The following is a 13,430-nucleotide window of genomic DNA, read 5'->3' on the forward strand; positions in this document are numbered from 1 at the left end:
ATGACAAAAAAGCATCTCATATCTGCTAAAGAATTCTGTACAAATCATAAGATAGAATTTTCATTCATAAATTCTTTATATGAATTTGGTTTGATAAAAGTTATTACTGTTCGACAACAAGTATTTTTAAGTGTGGATGAGTTACCAAAACTAGAGCAAATTTTACTTTTTAATAAAGAATTAGAAATTAACCTCGAAGGAATAGAGGTAATCATTAATCTATTAGAACGAGTACAAAAAATTCAGGAAGAAATGAATATACTTAAGAATCGGTTACAATTATATGAAAAGCCTTAATCTATTTTATCATTCAAGCTGATTTTTATCATATTTTAAAAAACCTAAAGTATCTAATTTTACTTAGAATTTAAAACGTAACAATTATGACACTTTATGCAAAAATAAATGCTGATTTTTCTGAAAACTTTATAGGATATTCTGCTCTGGCTATCATAGCATCAACTTGTCTGGGTTCTATTGCTATTATGGCAACATTGCTTAATGGAAATGCGCCTATACAAATGTTCCTTGTTTTTCTAAGCGTAGTTGTATGTAGTGCTCATAATGCCGCAATATTAACCGTTCAGAAACCAAAATTAGTTCTAGATCTTTTAATCACTAGTTTGATTATAAATTCTGCAATAATTATTGGAAACGGGCTTTCTTAATTAACACTTAATTAGTTTGATAAAAAGGTGATTTTCAATTGAAAATCACCTTTTTTATTGTACTCCATATCCTGAGCAATATCATATTTTATAACCATGCACTATCCTATTTTTATACTACTCAAAAAATCAACATATGAAAACCTTAATCGCTTGCCTTGTACTGTTAAATTTAATCTCTTGTAAAAATGAGGCCTCTACTCAAAATGAAATCGAGCAAAAAGAAACAGAATCTCATGTCGAGCAAAAAGCCAAAGACACGATATCAATATTTTCTGAAGATAACTTAGAATTAAATCAAGAAAAAACAAAGGCTATAAAAAGAGAACGATTAATAACCGCAGAAGACGATAAACCACAATTACAAGAGCTTGTAATCTCTAAACGTTTTTTCAAAGAAGAAGATCACTATATCCTAGATTATCAATATCCGTATCTTAATGAAAAAATCAATCCTAAACACTCCATATTTAATGATTATATCACAGAAAATTATTTAAATATTGAAAAAACAGAAAACCAGATTCTTGAAGATAAAGAGCTTCTTTGTGATACTCTAAAAATTAATAGATTTAGAGATAAAAGAAGTATCGATTACAAAATTTACAATACAAAAAATAATTTCATAAGTGTAGTACTTTATAAAGAAAATTATTATTCAGGAATGTTATACTCTACATACCTTTTTGATTGTGTCAACTTTGATCTCAAAACGTATAATTTTATATATTTTGATGATTTTTTTGAAATAGGTTCAGAAGAAGAAGTTTTTAATACTATAAACACTATCATAAAAGAAGGTATAGGCTCTGGAGATTTATATTATGATTGTTGGGAGTTATCCAAAGGTGATTTTAAGGCGTATAAAAACAACTTTGTGGTTAATGATGACACTGTAGAATTCTACTTTGACGATTGTGTTATTTGTCCATCTTACACAGGAACATACTCTATTGAGGTTCCTATTAAAAAAATTATGCATCTTATCAAAAAGTATAATAATACTCCCAAAATTGGTTAGTTTTTCGAATTCATTATTATAAATTAGTATTCAAAATAAATATATTTTTCTACATCTAATCTTTGAACGTAATATAAAAATTAATGAAAAGTAGTTTTAATACTATAATAGATTCTAAAACACCTGTATTGGTAGATTTTTTTGCCGATTGGTGTGGACCATGTAAAGTACTTGCTCCCATCCTTAAGGAAGTAAAAGATGATCTCGGTGAAAATATCAAAATTGTAAAGATCGATGTGGATAAAAACCAACCTTTGGCATCAAAATACCAGGTTCGTGGCGTTCCAACTATGATTTTATTTAAAGACGGAAAGCAATTATGGAGGCAATCAGGAGTACTACAAAAAAATGACCTTTTAAATATAATAAGTTCACATCGTTAACAATGGTACTTAATACATTCATAGACCATACTCTTCTAAAGGCTAATGCCACAGTTGATCATATTAAACAACTTTGCGCAGAAGCAAAAGAGCATCATTTCTATGCAGTTTGTGTAAATAGTTACTATGTTGCTTTGGCAGAAAGTGAGCTCATGAAAACCGATATCAAAATAGCTGCTGTAGTAGGCTTTCCTCTTGGAGCGACAATAGCAAAGGCCAAAGTTTATGAAGCAAAACAATGTATCAAAGATGGAGCACATGAGATTGATCTGGTACTTAATATAGGGTTACTAAAATCTGGTTATCATAAGATTGTTGAGGAAGAAATCAAGGCAGTTAAAAAAGAAATTGGAGAACATATCTTAAAAGTCATTTTTGAAAACTGCTACCTTACTGATGAAGAAAAGAGAATTGCTTGCCAATTATCCTTGAATGCTGGTGCAGATTTTATAAAAACTTCTACTGGTTTTGGTACCGGAGGAGCTACTCCCGAAGATATAGTACTTATGAAAAATGAAGTACACGGGAGTACCATAAAAATAAAAGCATCTGGTGGGATTCGAGATCTTAAAACAGCAACTCAATATATTGAATTGGGGGTTGATAGAATAGGTACATCTGCTGGAGTCACCATCGTAACTTCAAAATAAATCAGATGAGTATACACATTTCAGCACAGCCAGGAGAAATAGCAGAAACAGTTTTACTTCCCGGGGATCCTCTTCGTGCTAAATGGATTGCAAACACTTTTCTAAATGATCCCGTCTGTTATAATGAAGTTAGAGGAATGTTAGGGTATACAGGAACTTATAATGGAAATCCAGTTTCGGTTCAGGGAACGGGAATGGGAATTCCTTCTGCTTTAATATATTATCACGAACTCATTAATCACTATGGAGTTAAAAATCTAATTCGAGTAGGCTCTGCTGGTTCATACCAAAAAAATGTTCAACTTAGAGATATTGTTATCGCTATGTCCGCTTCTTCTACATCGGGAATTAATACTACAAGATTTGTTAACTCAGATTATGCTCCGACTGCCAATTTTGAATTACTGATGAAAGCTACGCACTATGCAAAAGATAATCATATTGCTATAAAAGCGGGGAACATACTATCTTCAGATGAATTTTATGAGGATGACCCTGATGCTTATAAGCATTGGGCAAAATACGGAGTGCTCTGTGTTGAGATGGAGACAGCAGGTTTATATACTATTGCTGCAAAATTTAATGTAAGAGCCCTTTCGATTCTTACAATTTCTGATTCTTTGGTTACTGGGGAGAGAACTTCGATTGAAGAACGAGAAACCACTTTTAGCAATATGATAGAAATCGCTTTGGGTATTTTATAAAGAAGCCTCATAAGCATATCGTAGCATCCGTCTTTTAGATACACGCCTATGAGGCCACAACAACATATGAATGGGATTACATTTTAAATGTTATCACTGGTTTATTTGCGTGATTTGCGATATCCTCTCCTATACTTCCGTTAAAGAAATGTGCCAGACCACGACGACCATGAGTAGGGATTGCAATAATGTCTGCTTCTATTTTATTACTATAATTAAATACTCCGCTTTCTACACTATAATCATTATAGTAAACCACATTATTATACATATCCATATTACCAGAATCTGCTTTGAATAAAAATTCTCTTACCCTTTCTTCAATCTGTCCAGAGCTTCTAAATCGTTCTCCCGGTAGGTTTATATATAACAAATGTACATTAGCTCCAAATGAGTTAAACAGTTTTATCGCATTATGATAAGGTCTAATATTCTCTATCTTAAAATCACATGCAAATACTACTTCTTTCATAGTAAAATCTTCTACTGGATTCTTAATCACTAATACAGGCACATCTGCAGTTCTAACTACTTTCTCTGTATTTGAACCTATAAAAACTTCTTCAGATAAACCACTAACACCATGAGAACCCATAACAATTAAATCTGCATCATTTTCATGTGCTACCTCATTAATCTCACTAAAAATCTTATAATTCTGTACAGTTTCTGTTACTTTAATTCCTTCCAGATAATCTTTATCCAAAAAAGCACTAAATCTATTTTCTGCAAGTTTCATATAATACATTGCTTCATTAATCTCCTGACCTTCATTTTTGGTCAATACGGCTTCAGATAATCCTAACATGTGTAATACTACAATTTCTGCATTTTGTTGTTTAGCTAGTATTGCTGCAACCTTTAATGCATATTCAGAATATTCAGAAAAATCTACGGGGACAAGAATTTTTTTCATAATGTAAGTATTAAGTGTTTTTACAATGTCAAAATTATAAGATGTAATCCCCAATTAATATGATAATTATCATACAAATCCTCTTTAGAAGATGATAACTTTATATTTTATGTTCGAATAATCGAAAACCAAAACCTCTTTATAATGGCACTTAATTTTAATCGATATGCAACAGAAGCAAACACTTTTTTAAAAGAATATGCTGAAGAAATGAACTTAAGCGAGACTCCAGATAAAGCAGGTAGAATTCTATCTGCAATTTTACATGGATTACGAGAAATTATATCTATAGAAGAGTCCTTGCAATTTATTGCTCAACTCCCCATGTTTCTAAAAGCTGTATATGTCAATGGGTGGTCTATTAAAGGTAAAAAACATAGGATAAAACATATGAAGGAATTTATTGATTTAGTAAGGTCCTTTGACGGAGTGACTTCTACTTATGATTTTGAATCTAATGAAATAGCAGAACATTATATTAATACTACATTTTTCATACTTCGTAAATATGTATCAACAGGAGAGATGAAGCATATAAGAGACGAGCTCCCCAAAAATCTTAAAAATATGATTTTTGATAAGTTATTTTTATAAGAATTTATATCACTTTTTATATTATTTGGGTACCTTTCAAAACTATCATATATGTCCAAAAAGCATCATAAATGTTAAAACATTATAACATTACAGTAACAGGAAAAGTTCAGGGAGTTTGGTATCGAAAAAATACACTTGAAAAAGCCAAAGAACTCCATATCACGGGCCATGTAAAAAATCTAAGCAACGGAAATGTATATATAGAAGCCGAAGGAAATCACGATCAACTTACCTCCTTTATAGCATGGTGTACTCTTGGACCAGAATTTGCAAAAGTGGACGATGTTTCATTTGAAGAAGGGGATATAAGGCCTTTTAAATGTTTTGAAATTATATACTAACTTGCTTTTCCAGTATTCTTTTATATCAATTCATAAGATTTAATCAAGATTTTGATAGTATGATATTTCTCATTTTATGATTGGTATCCATATGTTATTTTTAGAAGTATAATTTAAAAGATACATACTGATGAAAAGAATACTCATTTTAAGCATAGGCCTGATATTATTTTCGTTTTATGGAACCGCGCAGATTATAAAAGATATTGATGAAATTACACCATTTCATGAAGAGCTCGCTGCAATACGAAAAGGAAATAAATGGGCTTTCATAAATACAAAAGGAGAAATAATAATACCGTATAGAGAAGATATTGTAGCTTCTAAGGGAAGTGAAAGTTATCCTTACTTTAGCAACGAAAGATGTCTGATTAAACAAATAAAAAATGATATTTATTATTATGGATATATTGATAAATCTGGAAAGACGGTAATTGAACCAGAATACCTAAATGCTATTCCATTTAATGACGGATATGCTATTGTTCTAAAAATTGCAAAAGAGGAGTTGGGGAAAAATGATCTACTTGATAAAAAAGTGATTTCATATAGCTACGATGAAGTGGTGATAAACCCAAATGGAACTATTATAACTCATTTGTCTGGTCCAGAACATCTAATTTTTTCTAAAGATAAATTAAAGAAGCGACCTGGAATTCAATCCTATCTTATATCATCAAACTTAGTAGCTTTAAATAATAATAGTCGATGGGAAATCCATGTAGTAAATACTACGAAAGAATAAAAACCGTTCAGGTTTCTTGAGGTGTAATATCTGACAATATCAAAAAAGTAGTTGTATCTCCATATTGCATTAACTTATCTATTAAATCTTGTAAATGCAATTGATCCTTAAGTACAACTTTGAGGTGGACATTTTGGTTTCCTGTAATACGATGGGCTTCTTTGATTTCTGGCAACTTATTTATAAGCATAAAAAGAGCTTTTAAGTTTCCATGAAATACTTTTACTAATACAAAAGCTTCAATTGTATATCCAAGTAATTTATAATCTAAAGATAGATTATAATGTTTAATTATCCCTGTATCTTCCATTTTCTGAATTCGCTCACGAACAGCAGATGGAGAAAGGTTAATTATACGCCCCAGATCTGCAAAAGAAATCCTGGAATTCTTTTTTAAACTAGAAAGTATTCTGTGATCAATATTATCTACAACCGATTCGTTCTTCATTTCTTCATAATTAACTTTATTCAATTTCAAATATAGCCATTAACCAAAGAATCAACTTCAAATTGAATATTTCTATCTTTAATTTTGATAAAAAAATAAAACTATGAGTATTGTGATCGTTTTTAATAACAAAGATCCTAAACCTTGGGCAGAAAAATTAAAATCTAAATTATCTGATATCCCTATCCAGATTTATCCAGAAATACATGATCCCCTGATAGTTAAATTTGCATTATGCTGGAAACCACACCAAAACATTCTTTTGCAATTTCCTAATCTTAAAGTAGTTCAGTCTGTAGGTGCTTCGGTAGAGCACATCATTAAAACACAAGAACTACGTAAAACAATTACATTAAGCAGAATAGTAGACAATAATCTTTCTCATGATATGTGGGAATACTTGTTGACTGCTATATTATCTATCTCAAAAAACAACTTTATATATGCTCACCAACAATCTATAAAATTATGGAAACAACATCCCTATACCAATATTCAAAACACTAACATATCTATCCTTGGATTAGGAAAAATAGGCTCTTTTGTTGCAGAAAAGCTTGGTCTACTTGGATATAAGGTTAAAGGATGGTCCTCTTCTGTCAAAAACATAAACAATGTAATCAGTTACTCAGGAATACAGGAACTGGATAGGTGCCTGCACAACACCGATATACTTATTAATATATTACCACTTACCGATACTACTCAAAATATTCTTAATATCACAAACCTTAAAAAGATAAATGCTGGAGGGTATCTAATTAATGTAGGAAGAGGTGAACATCTTGTAGAAAATGATCTATTAGATCTGTTAGAGGAGAAATATCTTTCGGGGGCTATACTTGATGTCTTTAGATCAGAACCTTTACCAGATAATCATCCTTTCTGGAACCATCCAAAAATTCAAATAACTCCACATGTAGCAAGTCTTACCAATATCGAATCTGCATCATTACAAATTGTAGAAAACTATAACAGGTTTACATCTGGTAAGGAATTAATGCACGAAGTTTCATTAAAAAAAGGATATTAAACCATGAACACCATATTTCATCTTGCATTTAAAGTAAAAAACATCAGTAGTACCAAACAGTTTTATAATAAAATATTAGGTTGTCCTCTGGGGCGAGAAACCACAGACTGGGTTGATTTTGATTTCTTTGGACATCAAATTTCTGCTCATGTCTCTGATACTATCCCTCCTCTTGACTATTGCGGAGTCGTAGATAAAATTAAAGTCCCTATTCCTCATTTTGGATGCATCCTACAAGAAGACCAATTTGATATTTTAAAACAAAAATTAAAAACTAATAATGTTGATTTTATGATTCCTCCACAAACACGATATGCAGACCAAACAGGAGAACAAAAAACAATGTTTGTACTAGATTTTAGTAATAATCCTATAGAATTTAAATGCTTCATTAAGAAAGCAGAAGTATTTAAATAAGTAAGGTTTATAAACGGAAACAGGTAGACCTTCACCTACCTGCTTCTTTATAGGAAATTAATCTTGTAAATTACTTATAATTATAATTCTTAAACTTATTACTAAGCCAGGGAAACCTAATTATGTTCCTTTAAGCATGATTAACTTCTCTATTTGGTTTCTACTATACCATACTAAAAACCTTTCTTTAACTATAAATCACTTCTTTATCATCAAGGCTAAAGTACTCCTATTTTTACTCAAAAAATATGATATATATCAGTTTATACATCTTGAATAATTAATGATAAGGTTTAAACTCTTGCTTTCTTTTTTTTAATTGTTTTTCTATATCACTTAATGTTTCTTTAAAAGCTAATTCAAAATTCTCTTCATTTGATGTTGCATATATTTTAGGTCCTGGCAAACTCAATTCCATAGTACAGATTTTCCCTTTTCCTTTTGGATCATTTTCTTTTTTAAAAAACACATCAGATTTGATTACCCAACCGTATTTCTTGAATAGTTTATCTAGTTTTTCATGTACATAATCTTCCATGGTTTCACTTGTCGGCATTTGTACAAATTGAATATTGGTTTTCATAAATATCTCTGTTTAATTTTTATTCAAAAATAATAGGTATACCCTGTTTTAAATATGATAAATATCATTTCGAAAGCCGCTCTTTTAGTAGAAATTTGATAAAAAACAAATACGTATGCATACCCTCGTATTAAGGATACTTTTTGTTACCATTTTTATCTCTTGCTCTACTAAAGAAGATAAAATACTTCCCACGGTTAGTAATGTTACAGAATCAGTATATTCATCGGTAACGATTCAACCAGATAGTTTATATCAAGCATATGCTTCGGTAAATGGCATCCTGGATAAAAATCTCGTAGAAGAAGGACAAATCATAAAAAAAGGAGTTCCTATACTTCAGGTTATAAATAGCAATTCGAAATTAAATGCAGAAAATGCCAGATTATCTTTAGAGCTGGCAAAAAATAATTATGACGGAAACGCAGCTATTCTTAGTAGCATAGAAGAAGAAATAAAAGCAGCAATATTAAAAATGACAAATGATTCTATTAACTATTGCCGTCAAAAAAATCTTTGGAGTCAACACATTGGTTCAAAAGTAGAATATGACACTAAAAAATTAACCTATGAACTTTCTACCAATAATTTAAGCCTGTTAAAAAACAAATATTACAGGACTAGGGAAGAACTTCAAACTCAATTAAAACAAGCTAAAAACACTTACAAAACATCGGTTATTACCACAAAAGACTTCACTATTAATAGTAAAATTAATGGAAAGATTTATGCATTGTATAAAAACCCAGGAGAAGTTGTTAATACTTTGGAACCCTTGGCTTCTTTAGGGAGTGATAGCGTTTTTGTTATAGAAATGTTGGTTGACGAAGTAGACATAGTAAAGATAAAAAAGAACCAAAAGACGCTCATAACCTTAGATGCATACGATGAAGAAGTCTTTGTAGCAAAAGTGAGTAAAATTTATCCGAAAAAAGATGAGCGTAACCAGACTTTTATGGTCGAAGCACTGTTTGAAAAAAGTCCTGGGGTATTATATCCTGGTTTATCCGGAGAAGCAAATATTATAATTGCTCATATCTCAAAAACCTTGACTATCCCAAAAGAATATTTGGTTGATGGCAATAAAGTAAAAACTGAAAAAGGGTTAACTGAAATCAAGATCGGATTACAAAGTATGGATACTGTAGAAGTATTATCCGGAATTACTTCAAAAACATGGATTTACAAACCTCAATGATGGTTAACACAAAAGTTATATTAAACATCGCCAAAACACATTTGGTTACCAAAATTAAACAAACCGCAACAGCAGCTCTTGGAGTGACATTTGGTATTGGCTCATACATCACTTTGGTTTGTTTTATGACTGGACTTAATGGAATGCTAGATGATTTAATACTCAATCAGACACCACATATTCATATTTTTAATGAGATTGAGCCTTCAAAAAAACAACCTACCGATCTATATTTTGAATTTCAAAACACACTTAACATTGTACACTCAATTAAACCAAAACAAAGCCAAAAAAGGATTCATAATGCATTACCAATAATCAATTATCTAAACAAAGATCCCAAAGTAAAAGGTGCTATTCCTCAAATAAAAGAGCAAATATTTTATATCGCTGGTTCTATCGAATTAGGAGGAAACTTAACCGGTATAGATATTTTACAAGAAGTTGAACTCTTCAATTTTAAAGATTATGTAGTTAAAGGTAGTCCGCAAGCATTAAAAAATAATGATAATGGTATTTTATTGGGTGCTGGAGTGGCAGAGAAAATGTCATTAGATATAGGAGATCGAGTTCAGGTTAGTACGATAAAAGGAGATGTCTTTCCGTTAAAAATTGTAGGGTTATATCAAAGCGGTATTGCGGATATTGATAATATTCAAAGTTTTGCAAATGTAAAGACAGTACAACGAATATTAGGTCAAGCCGAAAATTATATTACTGATATCAATGTAAAGCTATTTAATATCGAAGATGCAATTCCATTAGCACAAAAAATTGAACAACAATTTCAATTAAAAGCTATTGATATCAAAACCGCAAATGCCCAATTTGAAACAGGAACAACAATCAGAAATCTAATTACATATGCTGTTTCTATTACCTTATTAATTGTAGCCGGTTTTGGCATTTATAATATTCTAAACATGATGATTTATGAAAAAATGAATGATATTGCTATTCTAAAAGCAATTGGGTTTTCGGGTAAAGATGTGCAATTCATCTTTATGAGTCAAGCGATGATCATAGGAGCTGTTGGTGGAAATTTAGGGTTACTAATAGGTTTTGGATTATCTCATTTGATTGGTAGTTTACCTTTTGAAACTGAAGCTTTACCAACAATTTCTACATATCCAATTAATCATAATCCCTGGTTTTATATTATCGGTTTCTCTTTTGCTATGATTTCAACTTTTTTGGCTGGCTATCTACCATCTAAAAAGGCTAAAAAAATAGATCCTGTTCGTATTATCAGAGGACAATAATTTAAGTTATGAAAACAATTCTTGAAGCAAGAAACATCAATAAATATTTCAGGAAACCAGTACTGTTTCATGTACTAAAAGATATTAATTTTAAGGTAAATCAAGGAGAGTTTGCTTCTATTATGGGAAAGTCTGGATGTGGAAAATCCACTTTATTATATATATTATCTACCATGGACACAGGCTATGAAGGTGACTTGTATTTAAATACAGAATTGATTACAGGGCAAGAAAACGAAAAGCTCTCTTATATTAGAAATAAGCATATTGGTTTTGTGTTTCAGTTTCATTATTTATTATCTGAATTTTCGGTTTTGGAAAACGTTATGCTACCAGCTAAAAAGTTAGCTGAAAAATCAATCGAAGAAATAGAATATAATGCCATAGAAAAGCTCCGCATCCTTAACATCGAGCATATTGCAAAAAAAAGAGCATCACAAATATCGGGTGGAGAAAAACAGAGAGTAGCCATCGCCAGAGCTTTGATTAATAATCCAACTATCATAATGGGAGATGAACCTACAGGTAATTTAGATAGTCAAAATTCTGATAATGTTTTTAATATTTTCAAACAACTTAGTGAAGAACAAGGGCTTTCATTACTTGTTGTGACCCATGATCAAGATTTTGCAGATAAAACAGACCGAATTATACAAATGGGTGATGGGAGGATTATTAATTGATATTGAAACTTAATAACGGAATAGTTGTATGAGATTCTATTTGTTTTACAACATCCTTATGAAATAATTTTTTAATGAAACCTCGTCTACCTCTTTCTAGCATTGCAATTATATCTGCATCAAGGCTTTTCAAATACTCATTTAATTTGTCATGGATATTATCAGAAACAAGGACATCAAATTCGAGATTAGGATAGCTCACCTTTTGAAATAACATTTCTTTAAACCAAGCCATTTGATTTTCGTCCTCATCGTTTTCTTTGGACGAGATATGAACAACATGTATTGTGGCCTCAAAAAATGCTGCGATTTCTAGTAGTCTTTTAATAGCAAAAATATCTTCTTCTTCAAAATCTGTTGCATATACAATATTCTTTATCTCGGTGGCTATACTATTATTTGGGATAACCATAAGAGGGCAAGAAATCTTAGTTATTAGTTTTTTAGCAATATCTCCTTCTAGAAATCCTCGCTTACTATATTTATCTTTTATTCCTATAACAACCATGTCAACAGATAATTCTTTTACTTTTAGCAGGATTTCTTCTGTAATTGATATATTCCTAGCTACTTCAATTTGTATATTCATATCAGACAAATTATTTCCTAAATGTCTAATACAATACTCTTTCAGAATAGAATACTGTTCCTCATATAATCTTTTTGAAGTCTGCCTTAAGGAACTTATTACTGTAGTTCCTGTAAAAGTCATAACATCAAAAACATGTAATACTATCAACCTTGCTTTTATTCTACTACTTAAATCGTATGCATAACGCAAAGCAGATACTGAATGTTCTGTATAATCAGTAGCATAAAGAATATTTTTCATGATTTCTGTCTGTTTAAAAAAAGGTACGATTTTATCGGCTCAAAAAGAATGATATAAATCATTTATAATCAGCCAGTCATACTATAATTTAGAAGACTTCAGATTATTAGTATTCTAAAGAATTATTAAAATAATATTTATGATAATTGGGAGTATCGTATTATTACTATTCTTAATAGGTGTTGCCGGAATATCCTCTTTTAATAGTAGGGTTGAAAAAGAAAAAACAGCACTATTCAATTCAAAAAGAGGTGATCAAAAAATCACCAAAAATGACCTGAAAAATCTACCAAATCTTATAAAAAATCATCTCATCAAAACGGGTGTTCTGGGAAAACCAAAATATTGCAATGCTACTTTTAAACAAACGGGAATGATAAAAACAAATCCCGAAAAAAATTGGTTATCGTTTACTGCTATACAATATATGTCATCCAACAACCCTGGTTTTATCTGGACAGCTAAAGCTTTACCAATGCTTATTCGAGATAAATATGTTAATCATAGGGGAGAAGTAAAAGTGAGTCTATTAGGCCTGAAAAACTTAATACTATTTACTGGTCAAAAAGTAGATCAAAGTTCACTAGGACGATATTTAGGGGAACTAATATGGTTCCCTATGGGTTTTCTGGATCCTGATATTTCGTGGCAAACTATTGACTCAAAAACAATCAAAGCAACTATTACAAAGAATAGCCAAGTCCTTGATGGTCTTTTTATATTTAATCAAAATGGAATGATAGACCTCTTTAAAACCAAAAGATATAGAGATATCGAATTAGAAAATTTTATAGGCGAAGTTGGAGAATATCAAGATTATGATGGACTAATAATTCCAAATAAGATGACTGCAATCTGGGATAGTAAGGAAGGAAAACAAGAATACTTTAAAGCGGATATTAAAGGCTATACACTACTGTAATAATAGCATTGAATACCTAAAATGTTA

The 13,430-nt window shown here is 30.7% G+C and carries 19 protein-coding genes; 15 read left to right on the forward strand and 4 right to left on the reverse strand.

The window, feature by feature from the left end; all coding sequences use genetic code 11:
- The 6 genes from DK442_RS02865 to deoD all read left to right on the forward strand — a co-directional run bounded on the left by DK442_RS02865 (window position 1) and on the right by deoD (window position 3,426).
- Complete coding sequence (locus DK442_RS02865) at window positions 1–297, forward strand: chaperone modulator CbpM (protein ID WP_109434321.1); 297 nt, start codon at window positions 1–3, stop codon at window positions 295–297.
- Window positions 298–383: 86 nt separating this feature from the next.
- Window positions 384–668 (forward strand): hypothetical protein, encoded by a 285-nt coding sequence (locus DK442_RS02870; protein WP_109434322.1) that lies wholly within the window; start codon window positions 384–386, stop codon window positions 666–668.
- Window positions 669–804: 136 nt separating this feature from the next.
- A complete protein-coding gene (locus DK442_RS02875) occupies window positions 805–1,689 on the forward strand; it encodes an RsiV family protein (protein ID WP_109434323.1) in 885 nt (294 codons plus the stop codon).
- Between the two features lie 83 nt (window positions 1,690–1,772).
- The gene (trxA, locus tag DK442_RS02880) at window positions 1,773–2,072 is read left to right on the forward strand and encodes a thioredoxin (protein ID WP_109434324.1); all 300 of its coding nucleotides are present in this window, start codon (window positions 1,773–1,775) and stop codon (window positions 2,070–2,072) included.
- Window positions 2,073–2,074: 2 nt separating this feature from the next.
- Entirely contained in the window at window positions 2,075–2,722 is a 648-nt protein-coding gene (deoC, locus tag DK442_RS02885) for a deoxyribose-phosphate aldolase (RefSeq protein WP_109434325.1), read from the forward strand.
- 5 nt (window positions 2,723–2,727) lie between these two features.
- Window positions 2,728–3,426 carry a purine-nucleoside phosphorylase gene (gene deoD / locus DK442_RS02890; protein ID WP_109434326.1) on the forward strand — a complete coding sequence of 233 codons (699 nt, stop codon included), beginning with the start codon at window positions 2,728–2,730 and terminating at the stop codon, window positions 3,424–3,426.
- A gap of 76 nt (window positions 3,427–3,502) precedes the next feature.
- On the opposite strand, the gene DK442_RS02895 is transcribed toward deoD, so the two are convergent.
- Window positions 3,503–4,342, reverse strand: a complete 840-nt coding sequence (locus tag DK442_RS02895; RefSeq protein ID WP_109434327.1) for a universal stress protein — start codon at window positions 4,340–4,342, stop codon at window positions 3,503–3,505.
- Between the two features lie 144 nt (window positions 4,343–4,486).
- Here DK442_RS02895 and DK442_RS02900 point away from each other — a divergent pair, with 144 nt between their 5' ends.
- From DK442_RS02900 to DK442_RS02910, 3 genes are all read left to right on the forward strand, one after another.
- Entirely contained in the window at window positions 4,487–4,936 is a 450-nt protein-coding gene (locus DK442_RS02900) for a DUF2267 domain-containing protein (protein ID WP_109434328.1), read from the forward strand.
- A 71-nt stretch (window positions 4,937–5,007) separates the two neighbouring features.
- A complete protein-coding gene (locus tag DK442_RS02905; RefSeq protein ID WP_109434329.1) occupies window positions 5,008–5,280 on the forward strand; it encodes an acylphosphatase in 273 nt (90 codons plus the stop codon).
- Window positions 5,281–5,410: 130 nt separating this feature from the next.
- Window positions 5,411–6,025, forward strand: a complete 615-nt coding sequence (locus tag DK442_RS02910) for a WG repeat-containing protein (RefSeq protein WP_109434330.1) — start codon at window positions 5,411–5,413, stop codon at window positions 6,023–6,025.
- A gap of 7 nt (window positions 6,026–6,032) precedes the next feature.
- Here DK442_RS02910 and DK442_RS02915 read toward each other — a convergent pair whose 3' ends face one another.
- The gene (locus tag DK442_RS02915) at window positions 6,033–6,473 is read right to left on the reverse strand and encodes an Lrp/AsnC family transcriptional regulator (protein WP_109434473.1); all 441 of its coding nucleotides are present in this window, start codon (window positions 6,471–6,473) and stop codon (window positions 6,033–6,035) included.
- Between the two features lie 103 nt (window positions 6,474–6,576).
- On the opposite strand from DK442_RS02915, the gene DK442_RS02920 reads away from it, so the two are divergent.
- Both DK442_RS02920 and DK442_RS02925 read left to right on the forward strand, forming a co-directional pair.
- The gene (locus tag DK442_RS02920) at window positions 6,577–7,506 is read left to right on the forward strand and encodes a glyoxylate/hydroxypyruvate reductase A (RefSeq protein WP_109434331.1); all 930 of its coding nucleotides are present in this window, start codon (window positions 6,577–6,579) and stop codon (window positions 7,504–7,506) included.
- 3 nt (window positions 7,507–7,509) lie between these two features.
- A complete protein-coding gene (locus tag DK442_RS02925; RefSeq protein ID WP_109434332.1) occupies window positions 7,510–7,923 on the forward strand; it encodes a VOC family protein in 414 nt (137 codons plus the stop codon).
- A gap of 280 nt (window positions 7,924–8,203) precedes the next feature.
- On the opposite strand, the gene hpf is transcribed toward DK442_RS02925, so the two are convergent.
- Window positions 8,204–8,506 (reverse strand): ribosome hibernation-promoting factor, HPF/YfiA family, encoded by a 303-nt coding sequence (gene hpf, locus DK442_RS02930; protein ID WP_109434333.1) that lies wholly within the window; start codon window positions 8,504–8,506, stop codon window positions 8,204–8,206.
- 115 nt (window positions 8,507–8,621) lie between these two features.
- Here hpf and DK442_RS02935 point away from each other — a divergent pair, with 115 nt between their 5' ends.
- From DK442_RS02935 to DK442_RS02945, 3 genes are read left to right on the forward strand one after another with little or no spacing between them, the layout of a single operon-like run.
- A complete protein-coding gene (locus DK442_RS02935; protein WP_109434334.1) occupies window positions 8,622–9,704 on the forward strand; it encodes an efflux RND transporter periplasmic adaptor subunit in 1,083 nt (360 codons plus the stop codon).
- Entirely contained in the window at window positions 9,704–10,966 is a 1,263-nt protein-coding gene (locus DK442_RS02940) for an FtsX-like permease family protein (RefSeq protein ID WP_109434474.1), read from the forward strand. Before DK442_RS02935 ends, DK442_RS02940 begins: the two co-directional genes overlap by 1 nt.
- 8 nt (window positions 10,967–10,974) lie before the next feature.
- Window positions 10,975–11,649: an ABC transporter ATP-binding protein gene (locus tag DK442_RS02945; RefSeq protein ID WP_109434335.1), complete on the forward strand. Its 675-nt coding sequence runs from the start codon at window positions 10,975–10,977 to the stop codon at window positions 11,647–11,649.
- On the opposite strand, the gene DK442_RS02950 is transcribed toward DK442_RS02945, so the two are convergent.
- Window positions 11,642–12,481: a universal stress protein gene (locus DK442_RS02950; protein WP_109434336.1), complete on the reverse strand. Its 840-nt coding sequence runs from the start codon at window positions 12,479–12,481 to the stop codon at window positions 11,642–11,644. The two genes, DK442_RS02945 and DK442_RS02950, sit on opposite strands and share 8 nt — an antisense overlap.
- 139 nt (window positions 12,482–12,620) lie before the next feature.
- Between DK442_RS02950 and DK442_RS02955 the strand changes: the two genes are divergently transcribed.
- A complete protein-coding gene (locus DK442_RS02955) occupies window positions 12,621–13,403 on the forward strand; it encodes a DUF6544 family protein (RefSeq protein ID WP_109434337.1) in 783 nt (260 codons plus the stop codon).
- The last annotated feature ends 27 nt before the right edge of the window (window positions 13,404–13,430 follow it).

Source organism: Aquimarina sp. AU119 (genome assembly GCF_900312735.1).
GTDB lineage: Bacteria > Bacteroidota > Bacteroidia > Flavobacteriales > Flavobacteriaceae > Aquimarina > Aquimarina algiphila.